Origin of the sequence: Rhodococcus wratislaviensis, assembly GCF_041228765.1 — a bacterium.
In the GTDB taxonomy this organism is placed as follows: domain Bacteria; phylum Actinomycetota; class Actinomycetes; order Mycobacteriales; family Mycobacteriaceae; genus Rhodococcus_F; species Rhodococcus_F wratislaviensis.
In genome coordinates this window covers 4,845,878-4,862,321 of the sequence record NZ_CP150488.1, presented here as the reverse complement: position 1 = coordinate 4,862,321, position 16,444 = coordinate 4,845,878, and the positions used below count along the sequence as shown (strand labels likewise).

Here is a 16,444-nt window from a genome sequence, read left to right as displayed (position 1 = left end):
GTTCTGTACGGAACCGTAGGTCGGAGGACGGCAGGTGAGGGTCTGGCTCGCCCACCGGTTTCGGAGGGCTCACAGTGGCGCGACCGCACCGGACTTTCACCGGCTTCCTCACCTGCTGTCGCAAGTGCTGGTGATGCTACCCGGGGCCGGACGTAACCTGGGACCATGGTCGACTCCCGTTCCCGCCCCGATGCATGCCCCGGCGCGCTGCAGGTCCACCAGGCCGCCGACGGTGCACTCGCCCGAGTCCGCCTCCCTGGAGGTGTGCTGACCTCCACCCAGCTGCAGACCCTCGCGGAATCGGCCCGCGACCTCGGGAACGGCGAGATCGAACTGACATCCCGCGGCAACGCGCAACTGCGGGCGGTCCGCGAGCCGCAGGAGTTCGCCCGCCGTCTCGCCGACGCGGGTCTCCTGCCGTCGGAAACGCACGAACGGGTCCGCAACATCCTCGCCTCGCCGCTGACCGGCCGGATCGGTGGTCTCGCGGACCTGAGGGATCTGGTCGACGAACTCGACCGGACGTTGTGCGCGGACTCGGCGTTGGCGGGCCTCCCCGGCCGCACCCTGTTCACCCTCGACGACGGGCGCGGCGACGTCTCGGCGCTCGGCGGCGACTTCGGCGTCCATGCGGTGAGCGAGACGGAGGTCGCCCTGGTTCTCGCCGGTCGCGACACCGGCGCCCGGATCACGACGACGGAATCGGTGACGGTGCTCCTCGACGCCGCCCGCGTCTTCCTGGAGCTGCGCGATCAGCACTGGCGGCTGTCCGAGATCCCCGACGGGGTCGAACGGACCCTGTCGGCCTTGACGCTCGCACCGATTGCCGACCCGGTGAGCGGGTTCGACGAGCATCGGCCGCCGATCGGGTGGCTCGACCAACTGGACGGCAACGTGACCCTCGGCGGCGGTCTCGCATTCGGGATCCTCGACGCCCGACTGGCCGAGTTCCTCGCCGCGGTCGAGAAGCCGGTGATCGTCACACCGTGGAAATCGGTGTTGCTGTGCGATCTCGACGAGTGGTCCGCCGAGCAGGTGGTCCGGGTCCTCGCCCCGATGGGTCTGATCTTCGACGAGAACTCACCCTGGCTGACCGTCAGCGCCTGCACCGGGCAGCCCGGATGCGAGAAGGCGCTCGCCGATGTGCGGTCCGACGCGCGGGACGCCGTCGCGAGCGGCGAACTCCCGGTGGAGGGCCGACAGCACTGGTCGGGCTGCGAGCGGTGCTGCGGGCGGCCCAAGGGGGAGGTCGCCGACGTCGTCGCCACGGAGACGGGTTACCGGGTGGAGGAGCCGTGACCGCGGTGCCTCTATCGTGAGCGAATGATCGAGTACATCCGAGACGGCGCGGAGATCTACCGCCAGTCCTTCGCCACGATCCGCGCCGAGGCGGATCTCAGTGCCTTTCCCGAGGACGTCTCGCAGGCCGTGGTCCGCATGATCCACGCGAGCGGTCAGGTCGACCTCGTGGACGACGTCGCGTTCACGCCCGGTGTCGTGAAGGCGGCCCGCGCGGCGTTGGCGGGCGGGGCCCCGATCTTGTGTGACGCGCAGATGGTGGCGGCAGGCGTGACCCGGAAGCGTCTCCCGGCGGACAACGAGGTGCTCTGCACGTTGCGCGACCCCCGGGTCCCGGTGCTGGCGGAGCAGATCGGGAACACCCGTTCGGCGGCCGCGCTCGAATTGTGGGGCAGCAAACTCGAGGGTGCCGTCGTCGCGATCGGCAACGCCCCGACCGCCTTGTTCTACCTGCTGGACATGATCGAGTCCGGTGCCCCCCGGCCTGCCGCGATCGTGGGCGGTCCGGTCGGTTTCATCGGTGCGGCGGAGTCGAAGGAAGCGTTGATCGAGCACGCGAGTGAACTCGACTATCTGGTGGTCCGCGGCCGCCGCGGTGGCAGTGCCATCACGGCTGCGGCGCTGAATGCGATTGCGAGCGAGGTCGAATGAGCTCCGAAGAGCGCGTGACCGGCAAACTGTGGGGCGTCGGCATCGGACCGGGCGACCCGGAACTGGTGACCGTCAAGGCCGCGCGGGTCATTGCCGAGGCCGATGTGGTGGCGTTCCACAGCGCCCGGCACGGCAAGAGCATCTCCCGCGCGGTCGCGGCGCCGTACCTGCGTGAGGGCCAGATCGAGGAGCACCTCGTCTACCCAGTCACCACCGAAACCGTCGACCACCCGGGCGGATATCAGGGGGCGATGGACGAGTTCTACGAGGAGGCGTCGCAGCGACTCGCCGCCCACCTCGACGCCGGTCGTTCGGTGGCGCTCCTCGCCGCGGGCGACCCGCTGTTCTACAGCTCCTACATGCACATGCACAAGCGGCTTGCGCAGCGTTTCGAGGCGGAGGTGGTTCCTGGGGTCACGTCGATCAGCGCCGCCTCCGCCGCGCTCGCGATGCCCCTCGTCGAGGGCGAGGAAATCCTCACCGTCCTGCCCGGAACCCTGCCGCGCGGCGAGCTGACGCGGCGCCTCCGCGAGACCGACGCCGCCGCGATCCTGAAACTGGGACGCACCTACCCGGCCGTCCGGCAGGCGTTGAAGGACTCCGGCCGCATCGACGAAACGTGGTACGTCGAGCGGGCCAGCACCACGCGGCAGAAGATCGACGCCGCGGACGACGTCTCCGACAGCGATGTCCCCTACTTCTCGATCGCCATCGTTCCCAGCCCGTCGAACGCCCGCCGCGACGATGCGGCACCGAAGGGCGAACTCGTCGTCGTCGGGCTCGGTCCCGGCGACCAGGCCTGGACGACACCGGAAGTGCAGCACGAACTGTCGCTCGCCACCGACCTCGTCGGCTACGGCCCCTACATCGACCGTGTCCCCGAACGTCCGGGCCAGCGCCGTCACTCCAGTGACAACCGCGTCGAGGCCGAACGCGCCGCGATGGCTCTCGACCTGGCGAAGAACGGTGCCCGCGTCGCCGTCGTGTCGTCCGGCGACCCGGGTGTGTTCGCGATGGCCGCCGCGGTGCTGGAAGTCGCGGCCGAGGAGCAGTGGCGCGGCGTCCCCGTGCGCGTCCTGCCCGGTATGACCGCCGCGAACGCCGTCGCGAGCCGGGTCGGCGCACCCCTCGGGCACGACTACGCCGTCCTGTCCCTGTCGGACCGGCTCAAACCGTGGGACGTGGTGGCGCAGCGCATCTCGGCGGTCGCGAGCGCCGACATGGCCTTCGCGGTCTACAACCCCGCATCGAAGTCACGCACGTGGCAGGTCGCCGCGATGCGCGACCTGGTTCTCGAGCACCGCTCCCCCGACACCCCGGTGATCATCGGCCGCGACGTGGCAGGCGCGCAGGAGTCGGTGCGGGTGGTGCGGCTCGCGGACCTCGACCCGGCAGAGATCGATATGCGGTGCCTGCTCATCGTGGGCTCGTCCATGACGACCGTCGTCGAGAACGAACACGGGACCAGGGTGTTCACGCCCCGGCGTTATCCGGGCTGAGTACCTCACTCGACGCGGCCGGAGCGGAGTTCGGTCACCGCGATCCGGGCGGCATGCCCGATTGCGGCATCGACCACCGGAAGCACGGGATCGGTTCGGGCGGCGCGGGTGAAGACGGCGACAGCGACGGGAGTCTCACCGGGAAACGTCACCACGGCCACCTCGTTGCGGATGGCGCCGATGGTCCCGGTCTTTCCGGCCACGTCCACCTCGGAATACGGAAACCCGGATCGGATGCGGTGCTGCCAGATCTGCGCGGACATCACGTGCCGGACGAACTCGCCCTGCGGCCCGGGCACCGCCCGTCCGGTCCAGATCGCGTCGAGTAGCGAAGTCATCTCCCGCGGGGTCGTCGCGCTCGCATACGACGGGTCGTAGGCGGACACCGTCCACGCCTCGTCGTTGTCGGCGAGCGCCGCGAATGCTTCGGCGGTGGTGTGCGCGTGGGCGTCGATCACCAGGCTGCGGTGCGCATCCGCTGTGCCGCCGATGATCCGCGTGCTCGTCATGCCCAACTCGGACAGTGCCAGCTCGACGCTCTCCAGTCCCACCTGCCCGAGAACGAGGTCGGCGGCGGCGTTGTCGGACACGGTCATCATCGACAGCGCCAGATCCCGCCAGCTCAGCACCACAGGGTCATGGAACGTCGACACCCCGGTCGGCCCCGGGGTGCAGTCGGCCGGATTCACCCGGACGGTCGCGGTCGGCGACAACTCCCCGGATTCGAAAGCGCGGCACAGGGCGACGAGCAGCGGAAGTTTGTAGACCGACGCCAGCACCACGAGGTCGTCCGCACCGACCGCGATGTCACCCCCGTCCTCGGTCGGGGTCCCGACGCGGCGGGCGTGCAGCCATCCGGTGCACCCGGCGTCGGCGAAGACGTCACGGATGGCCTTTTCCGCCGACGGGGTCATCGATCGGCCCTGAACAACACCCGGTCGAGGGCGGCAGCGGACGGTGCGACGTCGGACCCGGAGCGCCAGACGATGCGCAGGCGCAGCGCGAGGTCCTCGCGCAGCAGATCGACCCAGGCCACACCCGGCATCACCGTGGGTGCCGTCGCCGTCACGCCGAAGTGACCGCCTGCGGCCACGTGCGTGAGAATTTCTCGCGGACCCGGTGCGACCACGATGCCCGGGTCCAGCCCCCGGGCCCGCCACAGGTCGACGAACAGGTCGTGGGCCGGCGGATTGTCCGAGCGAGGACCGGTGGCCAACGCAAGCCCGCGCAGCATCCGGACCTGCGCCTTCTTCGCGACCGCCGCCGGGTGGTCGTCCGGCACCACCACCCATCGCCGAAGCTTGAGCACCGGGCCGCTGTCGAGACCGGTCAGCAGAGCGGGATGTTCGACCACGGCCACGTCGAGACTGCCCGTGCGGACGGCGTCCACGAGTTCAGTGGTGGACGCCGTCGTCGTCACCACCCGGGTGGTCCGAGACTCGTCCGCGTCGCGAAGGGCACGGACACAGCGCACCACGACACCGTCGGCCACCGAGTGCGGGACACCCCAGCGCACCACCGCATCGCGACCGCCGGCGATGCGGTGCGCCTCGTCCTCGAATCGGGCCGCGTCGGCGACGAGAAGCCGCGCACGCGGAAGCAATTGGCGTCCGGCGTCGGTGAGCCCGACTCCTCGGGCACTGCGCTGAACCAGCTCCGCGCCGAGTCGCTGTTCGAGCCGCCGCACTCCCTGCGACAGCGGCGGCTGCGTCATGCCGAGTCGCGATGCGGCGTTGCCGAAGTGTCCCTCTTCCGCAACGGCGACAAAGAAACTCAGGTGGCGGAGCAGATCCATGGCGACCATTGAACCAGTTCCGACTGCCCCCATCGGGCGACGCCACCGTTTACCGGGCACAAATCGTTGCCCTGAACTGGGGCGATATCCCGCCCGACTCGCGACGACGCCGCTTGCGTCTTTGCGCTATGAGCGTCCGCATCCGACATTGGGTCCATGCCCACATACCGAAATCATCCGAACCCCAGGCGCACCGGTCGTCGCGGTGCCGTTGCTCTCGCGGTGGCTCTGCCCTTGCTACTCGGGGCGTGCACGGCCACCGCGGAGCAGGCCCAGCCCACGACGTCGGTGGCCGCGGCACCGGATCACCGGTCCCTCGACGCGACGATCGACGCCTTGGAGGCGCAGTACTCCACGCGGATCGGAGTGGCGGCGGTCAATCCCGCGACCGGCGAGGTCTACAGCCACCGGGGCGACGAACGGTTCGCGATGTGCTCGACGTTCAAGGCCTACGCGTCCGCGGCGGTCCTGCGCAAGACCGAGGACGGGTCGACGTCACTCGACAAGACGGTCGTGGTCGAACCCGGCGACCTCGTCGAGAACTCACCGGTCACCGCCGCGGCGGTCGGCACCCCGATGACCTTGGGGCAGATCGCCGAAGCGGCGTTGACGCAGAGCGACAACACCGCCGGGAACTACCTGCTCCGGGAGATCGGCGGGCCGCAGGCGATCACCGCCCTCGCCCGGGACATCGGGGACGAGAGCACGCGACTGGACCGGTGGGAGACCGAACTCAACACCGCATTCCGCGACGATCCCCGGGACACGACGACACCCAACGGCCTCGCGCAGGGTTTCCGGGCACTGCTCCTGGGAGACGCCCTCGACACGGCGAGCCGCGATCAGCTTCTCGAGTGGATGCGGGCGAGCAAGACGTCGGACAAGCGAATGCGCGCCGGTCTGCCGACCGGATGGACTGCCGCCGACAAGACCGGTGGCGGCGGATTCGGCACCGCCAACGATGCCGGTGTCGCGTGGAGTCCGGACGGCGCACCCGTCGTCCTCACCATCCTCACCGACAGCCTCACGAATCAGGAGGACGCGCAGGGAAACAACCAGGCGATCGCCGACACCACCGCGGCCGTCGTCGAAAGCTTGACTGCGCCGTGAGTCATCTGAGCAAGGCGCGGGGAGCGGGCCGACCTGTGACGGCCCGACTCCCCCGACGCCGAAGTTGTCGCTAGCTCACGACGTCGTGACCGCGCATCGCCCGGCGCAGAGGCCTTTCCGTCTTGGCGACGCGCCGCCCGGTCACCGTCAACATCGGGCGCGGAATTCCGATACCCATCACCGGCACCCCTGTCACATACCCTTCCCGGTAGAGGTAATTCGACGCATCGGCCACCTCGTCCCGGGTCAGCGGCGAGGGCGCCCAGCCGACGGTCTCACCGATGGCATCCGCGTCCAGAATCGGACTTCGGTACCCTTCCGTGGTCTTCGCGAGAAGCCAACGCAGAACAGCGTCACGAACCGCCCATTGACGATCGGTAGCTGCATTCACATTTCAGTCCTCCGGTAGATGCCGTTGATGCTTGCATGCACCATAGCCACCGCCCAGGAATAAGCAAGTTCGTGAGCGTTACTGCGGTTCTTGGGATCTCACGGAAGTGATGCTTCCAGCTCGGCACCACGGTTCGGGTCGGATGCCGAAGTGGACTTATCTACTTTCCTGGGTATGGTCGGGATCAGTTCGTGGTTGCCACTTCCGAAGATGGAGCGACAATGGCTGACAAATCCGCCGTCAAGAGTTCGAAACAGTCCGCCCGCGCCCTGAAGGAGCGCCGGGCGGAGAAGCGGGCGAAGGCCCTGGAGTCGACGGAGGTCATCCGAAAGAGGAAGGGCTGAAGTCGCATTGAAGGGTCGCGACACCGCGCCTGGCCTACAACGTACTCAGTTGGCGATGAAGGGCGACATAATCCCTGCGCCGGAAAAGATTTGAAGCGTACACCGCCGGCCCGCGAGAACGAGGCCAACCCCGCCAGACCAGCACAGAGTCTCCCCGTGCCTTGACTCGGATACCTACCATCCAAGTAAACTAGGACAAGATAAATCCAAGTTAGGAGACGGGCATGAAGATCGTTATTTTCGGAACCGGACTCATCGGGAGTCAGGTCGCATCGAAGCTGACCGAGACCGGTCACGACGTCGTTGCACTCGGTCGCGGCGACGGCATCGTCACCACTGCCGGCAAGGGCGTCGCGGAGGCCGTGGAGGGCGCCGACGTCGTCGTAGACCTGACCAACTCGCCGTCCTGGGAAGACGACGACGTCCTGACCTTTTTCCGCGAATCGACGAACCACCTGCTCGCCGCCGAAGAGGCGGCAGGCGTCGGCCACCATGTCGTCCTGTCCATCGTCGGCGCCGACCGGCTTCCCGCCTCCGGATACATGCGCGCCAAAGTCGCCCAGGAGGATCTGGTCAAGTCGGGCCCCATCCCCTACTCGATCGTGCGATCGACGCAGTTCTTCGAGTTCATCGCCGGCATCGCCGACGCAGGCACTGTCGGCGACACGGTTCATGCGACCCCGGCACACCTTCAGCCGATCGCCTCGCACGACGTCGTCACCCGGGTAGCGGAAGTCGCTGTCGGTGCACCGCTCGGCGGCACGGTCGAGATCGCCGGGCCTGAATCGCTCGGCATCGACGCACTCGTTCGACGGCTGTTCGCCTCGACCGGCGACCAGCGGACCGTGACGACGGACCCCGACGCCGGCTATTTCGGCGCCAAGCTCGATGACGCTGCGATCACTCCGACACCCGGCGCCAACGCCTGGATCGCACCGACCACGCTGGACGACTGGTTGCGCGAACACGCCTGAAACGATGATGCAGTATCACTCCGCAACACCGACACAGGGGCGTGGATAGAGTCGTGGCCATGAAGCTTTCCGGCGGCGTGGAGTGGGCACTTCACTGCTGCGTGGTTCTCAGCCAGGCCGAGAGTCCGGTACCCACGGCCCGGCTGGCCGAACTGCACGGTGTGTCGAAGACATACCTCGCCAAGCACCTGCAGTCGCTCGCACGTGCCTGCCTCGTCCACCCCACCGAGGGCCGCGATGGCGGATACGTCCTGACCCGCGAACCCGAGGCCATCACCGTCCTCGACGTCGTCCAGGCCGTCGACGGAACCGAGCCCGCCTTTCGATGCACCGAGATCCGCAGGCAAGGAGTGCTCGCCGCCCCTCCCGAGCAGTGCCTCTCCGCATGCGGCATCGCGAAAGTCATGGCCGGTGCAGAACAGGCTTGGCGCGCATCACTATCGGGTGTGACGATCGCCGACCTCGGCGCGACGACAGACCTCGCCGTCCTCAAACACATCTTGGCGACATCCGAGACGTGAGGTCACCCGCGGCAGACGGAACGCGAGATTCCCGACTTCCCCACCGTGAACCGCCTTACGATCGATGGATGGAGACCGGAACCGACGAGACCAAGACCTGTTCGTTCTGCCGCGGTCCGATCGGATACGAAATCAAGGACGCTCATGCGGGCTTCGCGTCGCTGCCCCCGGGCAAGCGGTATCGCGTCTTCCACTGCATGAATCGATGCCCACGATCGGCGCCCGACGGCCTCGAATGCGGACACCGGCACGAATACCTCTGACCCGTCCGTCAAAGCCCGCCGAGAACGTTCAACCCAGCGCGTTCAAGCTCACGTTAGCCGCGTGAGAGTCCGGGCTGAGTCTGAATCTGCCCGGGACCACCCTTGAAGCCGCCGGCCTTACCCACCGTCCATTCACCGTCCGCACCGCACACCAGGGCGCCGTTGCGGTCTCCGGGCTTGCCGTACGTCACTGTCTCGTTGCCCTGCGAGTCCGTGTTCACGATCGGGCACGGGCCACCGGTGGGCCCGTTCGGGCCGATCGGCTCGGCATGCGCAACGGACGCCGCCCCCAAGGCACTCAGAACAGGAAGGGCAGCGAAAGCGATGGCGGCAATGGTGCGGCGGGCGTTGATCATTCAGTATCTCCAAAGGGTGGTGGGATAGTGCTTCGTTGACAGGGACAACTCTGCCCACTGAAGCGCCCGAACTGAACCAACCCTCGGGGGCGTTTGCGGCACCCATGGGAGTGGAATCACCCACCCTCACGGAGCGATCGCGATCCGTTCAGAGCCGGTTCGGACCCGAACCCTCCACCGCGAGTTGATCTTCGGGGTTAAGGAGATAGCACGCCTTCATCGACAGGCAACCGCACCCGATGCATCCGGTGAGCTCGTGTTCGAGGCGCTCGATTCGCTTGCGCTGATCCTCGAGCTGCACCCGCCACAGCTTCGATACGCGCTGCCAGTCGCGGATCGACGGCATCCGGTCGGCGGGTAGCGTCTTGAATACCGCTCCCACGTCCGCCAGCGGAATCCCGAGCCGTTTGGCCACCACGATCAGCGAGATCCGCCGGAGCATGTGGCGTTCGTACCGGCGCTGATTCCCGGACGTCCTCGTCGACGCGATCAGTCCGAGCTGCTCGTAGTAGTGGAGTGCCGACACGGCGACACCGGTCCGACGGGACACCTCCCCTACCGACAGCAGGTCCTTCGGATCCAAAGACATCGCATCATCCCCTTGACCTCGAGTCCACTCGAGATTTTAGCGTGGAGTGCATGACAACGACCGCCCCGTCACCGGCCACCTGGTCCGAACTGCTCGGACCCCGCTACCGCTCCACCTCCGCCGTCCTCGCCGGCGGCGTCGGACTGCACGCCGTCAACATCTTTCTGACGACGAGCCTGCTGCCCACCGCCATCGGTGAACTCGGGCGTGAATCGCTGTACGCGTGGAGTGCGACCGTCTTCATGGTGGCGTCCGTGATCTCGTCGATGACCGTCAGCCGGCTGCTCGCGCATCGAGGGGCGCTCGGTGCGTATCTGTTCGCTCTGGCTCCGTTCTTCGCCGGCAGCATGATCTGCGCCCTCAGCCCGTCGATGGAAGTGCTCCTCGTCGGACGTGCGGTCCAGGGGCTCGGCGGGGGCCTGCTCGCGGGGTTGAGTTACGCCGTACTGCGCGAGGCGCTCCCGGAACATCTGTGGGCCCGCGCGACCGCGCTGGTCTCGGCCATGTGGGGCGTCGGAACTCTCGCCGGACCGGCGATCGGTGGGCTGTTCGCCCAACTCGGCCAGTGGCGTCTCGCATTCGTCGCGCTGGCGGTGGTCGCCGCCGCCATCGCCGCGATCGCGCCCCGGGCGTTGCCGCGCACCGAGCGTGTGCGTGGCGGAGAACCCGTGCCTGCCACGTCACTCGTACTGCTCACCCTCGCCACGATTGCGATCAGCGTGGCGGGAATCCTCGGCAACCGCACCCACATGCTGGCCCTGATCGCGGTCGGCGCCGCGTTCATCGTTCTCTTCCTGGCCTGGGAGCGGCGATCACCGCGCCGTGTGCTGCCGCAGTCGACGTACACCCGGGGGTCGTCGCTGAAGTGGATCTATCTCACCATCGCGGTGCTCGCGTCCGGCACCGTGTCGGAGGCCTTCACACCCCTGTTCGGTCAACGGCTCGCCGGACTGGTTCCGTTCGCCGCGGGATTCCTCGGCGCCATGATGTCGGTGGGATGGTCGGTGACCATGATCTTCAGCTCCGACATCACCCGCCCACGTGCGCAGACGGCGGCCAAAATCGCGGGACCACTGATCCTCGCCGCCGGCCTGCTCCTCACCGCGGCGCTCTGGCGTGACGACGCCGGACTGGGCGTGGTGATTCTGTGGGCAGGCGCCCTGGCCGCCGCGGGTGCCGGGATCGGCCTCGCCTTCCCTCACTTGATGGTCGCAGCCATGCGGAGCACCGACGACGAGCAGGAGGGGGCCAAGGCCGCGGCCGGGCTCAACACGGTCGAGTTGATCGCCATGGCCGTCGGATCGGCCGTCGCCGGTGTGCTGGTCAACCTCGGTGCGCCCTCGACCCTCACCTCGGCACGAGTGCTCTTCCTCGGCCTCGGCGTCATTGCGGCGGCCGGCGTGTTCACCGCGTACCGCGCGACCCGGCAGGCCGAACACGACGTCGCCGGACCGTCCTAGGCCTGCGACGCGAAGTGGTCTGCGCGACGGAGGATGTCGTGGGCCCGCGCGAGCTGCGGCGGATGCCCGCCGTGAGTGACACGGCTACCGTCCGCACCCAGACGCTCGATCGTCGTTTCGGCCCACGAGATGTCATTCGAGTCGGGTGCGAACGCGGTATTGATCACCTGCACCTGCTCGGTCGCGAGCGTCAGTTTTCCGGTCATCCCCATCTCCCGTGCCAGTCGCGTGTCGTCCCGGACGACCTCGGCGTCACGCGACAGCGTCGGCCCGTCGATCGGGGCTCCGATCCGGGCTGCCCGGCTCGCATTGACGAGCCGGGATCGGGCGTACGCCAACGCCATCGGGGTTCGCCCGGCACCGGTGTCGCGGCAGTAGTCGCCGATCCCGAACGCGAGTCGAGAGACGGGAGCGGTGCGAGCGATGTCGTCGACGGCCACGATCGCGGCCGCGGACTCGACGAGGGCGACCACCGGAACACCGGGTATCTCGGCGGCGGTATCCCGCACCTGTTCGGGCGATTCGGTTTTCGACAGCATCAGCCCGCGCAGCCCGGGCAGGCCGCGGATCGCGTCGAGATCGCGCTGCCAGTGCGGGGTGGTCGCGTCGTTGATCCGCACCCAACCCGCATTCCCCATGAGCCACTCGGCGGTGCAGACGCGCCCCTCGTCTTTCGCCGCGAACGGCAAGCCGTCCTCGAGGTCGATGATCAGCGCGTCGGCGCCGGACGCCGCCGCCGCGAGGACCCCGCCACCGCCTGCTGGAACCAGAAGCCAACTCCGCGCCATTGCGAGGTCGGCCTCGCTGCGCTGGGCTGTCTCGACACTCATGCTCTTCCCTCGGCCATACCGAGAAGTCTGCGCTGGGCCGAGAGGCGACGCACTCGACGAAGCGGAGTGCGGCGACCGTGCCCGGTCACCGCTTCGTCAGGTGCGGCTCCGATCCCTGCAGTCCACCTCAGAAGTCGAGGTCCCAGGAGACCGGGTTGAAGACGACGCGGTACCAGACGTTGGTCGGTTCATCGAACGTGCACGGCACGATCACGACTCCCGACGTCTGTTCGAGCGCCGCCGCCTTCCCGCAGAAATATTCCGCGCCTTCACCCGACGTCTCGGCACGGTAGACGGGACCGATGTGCCAGGGTTCGGCACTCGCGGTGCCGGCACCGACGGTGGCCCCGAGGACGAGGGGCGCGGCCACGATCCCGACCAATGCTGCGGTACGTCGAGCGGACTTCTTCTGCACGAGATCTCCTTCGTAGGCGACGACACGACAGTTCTGTGTGATTAGTTCGCACAAGAACCGTCGGACGTTACCGGGGAGCCGACGCCCGCTCCTCGAAGACCTGACCCGACCCGTTCTGCTCGGCAAGCTCACGTGCGCTGTTCAGCGCCTCCTGGGCGGCCGCCTTCACCGCCGCCTTCACCGCGGCGGAATCGTCGACGGTCGCAGGCGCTTCGACAACGTCCGGAGTCTCGACAGCATCCGGCGTCTCGACAACGTCCGGCGTCTCGACAACGTCCGGCGTCTCAACAATGTCCGGCGTCTCAACAATGTCCGGCGTCTCAACAATGTCCGGAGTCTCGATTGCCGGTGCTGGTGCCGGCGTGGTGTGAGGTACCTCGACGGGCGCTGTGCCGCCCTTTTTCAGATACTGTCCGCACACGGGCCACGCGCCGGGGCCCTGGGTTTTCAGGACGTTCTCGGCGACCCGGATCTGCTCGGCCTGGCTGGCTTCCGAGGCCACGCCCGTTCCGCCGTTGGCTTTCCAGGTTTCCGGTGTGAACTGCAGTCCGCCGTAGAAACCGTTTCCGGTGTCGGTGGTCCAGTCGCCGCCACTTTCGCACTCGGCGACTTCTTCCCAGTCGTGCGGAGCGCCTCCGGCGGTTCCGGCGCCCAACCCGAGCAGAACGGTGACGACCGCGCCGATCAGGGCGATCCAGCCGAGGGTGTGCTTCTCCATGTTGCGAGTGGTCATGCTGGCTCAATCCTCTCCGCGCTTGCGGACGCGGCGTGCCGGCGACAACGCCTCGGTTGTCGGCCCAGCCATCCCTTTCGGTGCCTCGTCCCGCGCCTCGAAGGTGTCGGGATTACGAACCCGCGTCGGCAGATCTGCAGCGGCGGGCCCCCGAACGTGGCCTCCTCCCGAAATTCACACGGCATGAACAAGGTACGGATGTTCGACTATTGAGAAACGCGAGTGAAAATTGTGCTGTTCTGAGGTTTCGATACCTTTTCGACGTCATGTCGTGACAATTCCGTAATACGTCGGCACGGGCGAACGAATGCCCCAGCGCCTCACCCATTCCCGCCCTGCTGCGTGGTCTCGATTTCGACACGACCCCGCGCGGCGCACCCTCCGCACCCCGTCTTCACCGCGGCAGCCTGCATGGATGTCCCGTTCGAAACGAGATGAACAGCCCTCGAAGGCAGGGGATCTCGGACTCACCCACCGGGACGGTGACCGGGCAGGGAAGCAAACCCCGTCGCCGGGCGTCCACGACGGACTCCCGACTGCTGCGCATCTCCAACTTGCCCATCAGATTGCGAATGTACGACGTGACGGTCTCGATGCTCAGCGACAGCCGGTCGGCTCGGCGCGGATCGCGTCGGTGTCGCTGGGTCTCGACGTGTCGTTGACCGGCACTCTCATATTCGGCATTCCCACCTCGGAGGGTAGCGGTGCCGGCGTGATGTTCCATAACGTCGTCTTGGGCGTGTATCGCCCGTCAGAGCACCTTCACCACATCTCGGAGGTTCCAGTGTCCGGACCGACCCTCTCGTCCGCGAACCACACACCGCTCAGCCCGCTGCGCTTCCTCGAGCGCTCGGCGACCGTGTTCCCGGACCGGGTCGCCGTCATTCACGGCGACCGACGCTACAGCTATCGCGAGTTCGGCGACGAGGTCGAGAGACTCGCCCGGGTCCTGCGGAGCCGGATCGAGCCCGGGGACCGCGTTGCGTTCCTGTGCCCGAACACCCCCGAGATGCTGTTCGCCCACTTCGCGGTGCCCCTCGCAGGTGGCGTCTTCATCGCGCTGAACTCGCGACTGGCGGGCCGCGAGCTGGAGTACATCCTCGAGCACTCCGGGACGAGCCTGCTGTTCGTCGACTTTGAACTGGTCGGATCCGTCGCGACCGCCCGCGATGCCGTTCCGAGTCTGCGCGAGGTGATCGAGATCCCCGACTCCACGATCGCGCGGCCGGTGGTCCCGGAGGGGATCGCGACCGGTATGTACGCCGATTTCCTCGCAGCCGCAGACGACGTGGCCGACATCCCGCTGCACTGGGGTGTCGAGGACGAACAGCAGGTGATCGCGATCAATTACACGTCCGGAACCACGGGGAAACCGAAGGGCGTGATGTACACGCACCGCGGCGCATACCTCAATTCCCTCGGCGAAACGTTCCACAACGGCTTCACCGGGTCCACCAAATACCTGTGGACGCTGCCGATGTTCCACTGCAACGGCTGGTGCACCCCGTGGGCGGTCACGCAGGCCGCCGGCACGCACATCTGCCTGCGCGCGGTGCGTGCCGACGCGATCTGGGACGCCATCGACACCCTCGGGGTCACTCACCTGTGCGGCGCTCCCGCCGTGTGTTCCACCATTGCCGAAGCGCCCCAGGCGCATCCGGTCGATGCACTGCGAATCACCACCGCCGCGGCGCCGCCGTCACCGACGGTGATCGCCCAGTTGGAGGCGATCGGCGTCACCGTCGTCCACGTGTACGGGCTGACCGAGGTCTACGGGCCGTACACGATCTGCGAGTACCAGGAGTCGTGGAGCGAGCGCACCGCCGAGGAACGCGCATCCCTGCTGTCCCGGCAGGGCGTGGGCATGGTGCAGGCGGAGAACGCCCGCGTCGTCGACGCGCAGATGACCGACGTCCCCGCCGACGGCGAGACCATGGGCGAGATCGTGCTGCGCGGCAACAACGTCATGCTCGGCTACTACCGCAACCCCGAGGCCACCGCGGAAGCCTTCGCCGGCGGCTGGTTCCACACGGGCGATCTCGGCGTGCTGCACCCGGACGGCTACATCCAGCTCAAGGACCGCGCGAAGGATATCGTCATCTCCGGCGGCGAGAACATCTCGACCATCGAGGTGGAGCAAGCATTGAGAACGCATCCCGCCGTACTCGACGTCGCGGTCATCGGTGTCCCACATCCCAAGTGGGGTGAGCGGCCCAAGGCATTCGTCATCGTGAGGAAGGGGGCCACGGTCACGGCTGAGGAACTCGTCGAGCACACCCGCGGGCGCCTCGCGAAGTTCAAGGTCCCCGACGAGATCGTCTTTCCCCTCGAACTCCCCCGCACCCCGACCGGGAAGGTCCTCAAGTTCGAACTTCGAAACTCGAATTGACTGCCTCGCAGGCAGCGCGTGGGCGCGGACTCACACGCGAAAAGGGAGAACAAACCTTCCAGTCGGACTTTTTCTATGGCATTGTAACGATCCATGGGGGATTCAGGAGTCGACGCGATCGCGATCTACCACGCAGCGAACCAGCGAATTACACCGATCGTGGCGCTCGACTACAGCGTGGAACCCGACACGCAGCAACCCTTACTGCGGACGTTGGCGGGACGCGGATGGCGGGATCCCGGCCCCGTCTTCGATGGCGTCGACGGTTTGACGTCGGCAGTGCTGTCGTTGCGATCGGTCGACGGGCGCACCCTGCTGATCGAGGACGACACGGACGTTCTCTTCGAGGGTGTCGTCGTGCCCCCGCACGGGTGGATCGACCATGTGCGAGCCCTCGGCGCAGTCGGCGTGGTCGCCGGAGCGGGCATCACCTCGACGCCCGACTGGGAACGGCAACTCCCCCGGTTGGCCCGCGAGAAGGAACTGCTCGGTTCGGTTGCCACGGTCACCCTCACGAACGCCTTCGGCAGAGAAGATTTCAACGCCTTTGCCTACGAGGTGATCTCGGCATTGCGGCCGGCACTGCCTCCCGCGGCGCTGCACGACACGGGCTTCGCGCTCGAGGACGACCGGCCCCAGCGCGCGGTCGTCGAGGTCGTAGCAAGTGCGGCGAGACACCGGGTGGTCGTCCCCGCACGAATCTCCGACATGCTCCACCGCCGCGCCACAGACCGCACATCGTTCGGGTGGAGGGACTCCCGAACACTGAAACGGCTCCTGCGAAAGGTTCGCACCGACGAACACGCACCGGTCGCCGAACTCTGA

General features: G+C 67.5%; 20 protein-coding genes and 1 riboswitch. Of the genes, 11 read left to right on the top strand and 9 right to left on the bottom strand.

Annotated features, from left to right (window positions below; genetic code table 11):
* Nucleotides 1-15: 15 nt before the first annotated feature.
* Nucleotides 16-159: riboswitch (cobalamin riboswitch) on the bottom strand.
* A 6-nt stretch (nucleotides 160-165) separates the two neighbouring features.
* The 3 genes from cobG to WKC72_RS22595 are packed head-to-tail and all read left to right on the top strand — an operon-like array spanning nucleotide 166 to nucleotide 3,449.
* Nucleotides 166-1,299: a precorrin-3B synthase gene (gene cobG / locus WKC72_RS22605; RefSeq protein ID WP_370179299.1), complete on the top strand. Its 1,134-nt coding sequence runs from the start codon at nucleotides 166-168 to the stop codon at nucleotides 1,297-1,299.
* Nucleotides 1,300-1,323: 24 nt separating this feature from the next.
* Nucleotides 1,324-1,950: a precorrin-8X methylmutase gene (locus WKC72_RS22600; RefSeq protein WP_370179297.1), complete on the top strand. Its 627-nt coding sequence runs from the start codon at nucleotides 1,324-1,326 to the stop codon at nucleotides 1,948-1,950.
* On the top strand, nucleotides 1,947-3,449 hold the full coding sequence (locus tag WKC72_RS22595) for a precorrin-2 C(20)-methyltransferase (protein WP_370179295.1): 1,503 nt from the start codon (nucleotides 1,947-1,949) through the stop codon (nucleotides 3,447-3,449). The genes WKC72_RS22600 and WKC72_RS22595 overlap by 4 nt, the downstream gene beginning before the upstream one ends.
* A 5-nt stretch (nucleotides 3,450-3,454) precedes the next feature.
* Here the strand turns inward: WKC72_RS22595 and WKC72_RS22590 are convergent, their stop codons facing one another.
* On the bottom strand, nucleotides 3,455-4,363 hold the full coding sequence (locus WKC72_RS22590) for a serine hydrolase (protein ID WP_037233737.1): 909 nt from the start codon (nucleotides 4,361-4,363) through the stop codon (nucleotides 3,455-3,457).
* Nucleotides 4,360-5,253 carry a LysR family transcriptional regulator gene (locus tag WKC72_RS22585; RefSeq protein ID WP_370179292.1) on the bottom strand — a complete coding sequence of 298 codons (894 nt, stop codon included), beginning with the start codon at nucleotides 5,251-5,253 and terminating at the stop codon, nucleotides 4,360-4,362. Before WKC72_RS22585 ends, WKC72_RS22590 begins: the two co-directional genes overlap by 4 nt.
* A 147-nt stretch (nucleotides 5,254-5,400) precedes the next feature.
* Here WKC72_RS22585 and bla point away from each other — a divergent pair, with 147 nt between their 5' ends.
* Nucleotides 5,401-6,354: a class A beta-lactamase gene (gene bla, locus WKC72_RS22580; RefSeq protein ID WP_037233740.1), complete on the top strand. Its 954-nt coding sequence runs from the start codon at nucleotides 5,401-5,403 to the stop codon at nucleotides 6,352-6,354.
* A gap of 70 nt (nucleotides 6,355-6,424) precedes the next feature.
* On the opposite strand, the gene WKC72_RS22575 is transcribed toward bla, so the two are convergent.
* Nucleotides 6,425-6,745 (bottom strand): hypothetical protein, encoded by a 321-nt coding sequence (locus tag WKC72_RS22575; RefSeq protein WP_037233742.1) that lies wholly within the window; start codon nucleotides 6,743-6,745, stop codon nucleotides 6,425-6,427.
* A gap of 221 nt (nucleotides 6,746-6,966) precedes the next feature.
* On the opposite strand from WKC72_RS22575, the gene WKC72_RS22570 reads away from it, so the two are divergent.
* The 4 genes from WKC72_RS22570 to WKC72_RS22555 all read left to right on the top strand — a co-directional run bounded on the left by WKC72_RS22570 (nucleotide 6,967) and on the right by WKC72_RS22555 (nucleotide 8,847).
* Complete coding sequence (locus WKC72_RS22570) at nucleotides 6,967-7,089, top strand: hypothetical protein (RefSeq protein ID WP_255221525.1); 123 nt, start codon at nucleotides 6,967-6,969, stop codon at nucleotides 7,087-7,089.
* A 224-nt stretch (nucleotides 7,090-7,313) separates the two neighbouring features.
* Complete coding sequence (locus WKC72_RS22565) at nucleotides 7,314-8,063, top strand: SDR family oxidoreductase (RefSeq protein ID WP_370179289.1); 750 nt, start codon at nucleotides 7,314-7,316, stop codon at nucleotides 8,061-8,063.
* Nucleotides 8,064-8,122: 59 nt separating this feature from the next.
* Complete coding sequence (locus WKC72_RS22560; RefSeq protein WP_370179286.1) at nucleotides 8,123-8,584, top strand: Rrf2 family transcriptional regulator; 462 nt, start codon at nucleotides 8,123-8,125, stop codon at nucleotides 8,582-8,584.
* A gap of 68 nt (nucleotides 8,585-8,652) precedes the next feature.
* Nucleotides 8,653-8,847 carry a hypothetical protein gene (locus WKC72_RS22555; RefSeq protein ID WP_005246414.1) on the top strand — a complete coding sequence of 65 codons (195 nt, stop codon included), beginning with the start codon at nucleotides 8,653-8,655 and terminating at the stop codon, nucleotides 8,845-8,847.
* Nucleotides 8,848-8,900: 53 nt separating this feature from the next.
* On the opposite strand, the gene WKC72_RS22550 is transcribed toward WKC72_RS22555, so the two are convergent.
* Both WKC72_RS22550 and soxR read right to left on the bottom strand, forming a co-directional pair.
* Nucleotides 8,901-9,203: a hypothetical protein gene (locus tag WKC72_RS22550; RefSeq protein ID WP_037233751.1), complete on the bottom strand. Its 303-nt coding sequence runs from the start codon at nucleotides 9,201-9,203 to the stop codon at nucleotides 8,901-8,903.
* Nucleotides 9,204-9,351: 148 nt separating this feature from the next.
* On the bottom strand, nucleotides 9,352-9,792 hold the full coding sequence (gene soxR / locus WKC72_RS22545) for a redox-sensitive transcriptional activator SoxR (RefSeq protein WP_037233753.1): 441 nt from the start codon (nucleotides 9,790-9,792) through the stop codon (nucleotides 9,352-9,354).
* Nucleotides 9,793-9,842: 50 nt separating this feature from the next.
* Between soxR and WKC72_RS22540 the strand changes: the two genes are divergently transcribed.
* A complete protein-coding gene (locus WKC72_RS22540) occupies nucleotides 9,843-11,252 on the top strand; it encodes an MFS transporter (protein ID WP_370179282.1) in 1,410 nt (469 codons plus the stop codon).
* On the opposite strand, the gene WKC72_RS22535 is transcribed toward WKC72_RS22540, so the two are convergent.
* From WKC72_RS22535 to WKC72_RS22520, 4 genes are all read right to left on the bottom strand, one after another.
* On the bottom strand, nucleotides 11,249-12,082 hold the full coding sequence (locus WKC72_RS22535; protein ID WP_370179280.1) for a CoA ester lyase: 834 nt from the start codon (nucleotides 12,080-12,082) through the stop codon (nucleotides 11,249-11,251). The two genes, WKC72_RS22540 and WKC72_RS22535, sit on opposite strands and share 4 nt — an antisense overlap.
* 127 nt (nucleotides 12,083-12,209) lie before the next feature.
* Nucleotides 12,210-12,497, bottom strand: coding sequence for a hypothetical protein (locus tag WKC72_RS22530; RefSeq protein ID WP_037233759.1), 288 nt, complete (start codon nucleotides 12,495-12,497; stop codon nucleotides 12,210-12,212).
* A gap of 67 nt (nucleotides 12,498-12,564) precedes the next feature.
* Entirely contained in the window at nucleotides 12,565-13,230 is a 666-nt protein-coding gene (locus WKC72_RS22525; protein WP_370179277.1) for a transglycosylase family protein, read from the bottom strand.
* A gap of 394 nt (nucleotides 13,231-13,624) precedes the next feature.
* Nucleotides 13,625-13,954 (bottom strand): LuxR C-terminal-related transcriptional regulator, encoded by a 330-nt coding sequence (locus WKC72_RS22520; RefSeq protein ID WP_370179275.1) that lies wholly within the window; start codon nucleotides 13,952-13,954, stop codon nucleotides 13,625-13,627.
* A gap of 60 nt (nucleotides 13,955-14,014) precedes the next feature.
* On the opposite strand from WKC72_RS22520, the gene WKC72_RS22515 reads away from it, so the two are divergent.
* Nucleotides 14,015-15,619: an AMP-binding protein gene (locus WKC72_RS22515; RefSeq protein ID WP_370179273.1), complete on the top strand. Its 1,605-nt coding sequence runs from the start codon at nucleotides 14,015-14,017 to the stop codon at nucleotides 15,617-15,619.
* 93 nt (nucleotides 15,620-15,712) lie between these two features.
* Nucleotides 15,713-16,444: a hypothetical protein gene (locus WKC72_RS22510; protein ID WP_370179271.1), complete on the top strand. Its 732-nt coding sequence runs from the start codon at nucleotides 15,713-15,715 to the stop codon at nucleotides 16,442-16,444.

What these genes read in the sequence shown, in the direction of transcription:
- cobG (WP_370179299.1), top strand. Translation starts at nt 166, where the DNA reads ATGGTCGACTCCCGTTCCCGCCCCGATGCATGCCCCGGCGCGCTGCAG.
- WKC72_RS22600 (WP_370179297.1), top strand. Translation starts at nt 1,324, where the DNA reads ATGATCGAGTACATCCGAGACGGCGCGGAGATCTACCGCCAGTCCTTC.
- WKC72_RS22595 (WP_370179295.1), top strand. Translation starts at nt 1,947, where the DNA reads ATGAGCTCCGAAGAGCGCGTGACCGGCAAACTGTGGGGCGTCGGCATC.
- WKC72_RS22590 (WP_037233737.1), bottom strand. Translation starts at nt 4,363, where the DNA reads ATGACCCCGTCGGCGGAAAAGGCCATCCGTGACGTCTTCGCCGACGCC.
- WKC72_RS22585 (WP_370179292.1), bottom strand. Translation starts at nt 5,253, where the DNA reads ATGGTCGCCATGGATCTGCTCCGCCACCTGAGTTTCTTTGTCGCCGTT.
- bla (WP_037233740.1), top strand. Translation starts at nt 5,401, where the DNA reads ATGCCCACATACCGAAATCATCCGAACCCCAGGCGCACCGGTCGTCGC.
- WKC72_RS22570 (WP_255221525.1), top strand. Translation starts at nt 6,967, where the DNA reads ATGGCTGACAAATCCGCCGTCAAGAGTTCGAAACAGTCCGCCCGCGCC.
- WKC72_RS22565 (WP_370179289.1), top strand. Translation starts at nt 7,314, where the DNA reads ATGAAGATCGTTATTTTCGGAACCGGACTCATCGGGAGTCAGGTCGCA.
- WKC72_RS22560 (WP_370179286.1), top strand. Translation starts at nt 8,123, where the DNA reads ATGAAGCTTTCCGGCGGCGTGGAGTGGGCACTTCACTGCTGCGTGGTT.
- WKC72_RS22555 (WP_005246414.1), top strand. Translation starts at nt 8,653, where the DNA reads ATGGAGACCGGAACCGACGAGACCAAGACCTGTTCGTTCTGCCGCGGT.
- WKC72_RS22550 (WP_037233751.1), bottom strand. Translation starts at nt 9,203, where the DNA reads ATGATCAACGCCCGCCGCACCATTGCCGCCATCGCTTTCGCTGCCCTT.
- soxR (WP_037233753.1), bottom strand. Translation starts at nt 9,792, where the DNA reads ATGTCTTTGGATCCGAAGGACCTGCTGTCGGTAGGGGAGGTGTCCCGT.
- WKC72_RS22540 (WP_370179282.1), top strand. Translation starts at nt 9,843, where the DNA reads ATGACAACGACCGCCCCGTCACCGGCCACCTGGTCCGAACTGCTCGGA.
- WKC72_RS22535 (WP_370179280.1), bottom strand. Translation starts at nt 12,082, where the DNA reads ATGAGTGTCGAGACAGCCCAGCGCAGCGAGGCCGACCTCGCAATGGCG.
- WKC72_RS22525 (WP_370179277.1), bottom strand. Translation starts at nt 13,230, where the DNA reads ATGACCACTCGCAACATGGAGAAGCACACCCTCGGCTGGATCGCCCTG.
- WKC72_RS22520 (WP_370179275.1), bottom strand. Translation starts at nt 13,954, where the DNA reads ATGGAACATCACGCCGGCACCGCTACCCTCCGAGGTGGGAATGCCGAA.
- WKC72_RS22510 (WP_370179271.1), top strand. Translation starts at nt 15,713, where the DNA reads ATGGGGGATTCAGGAGTCGACGCGATCGCGATCTACCACGCAGCGAAC.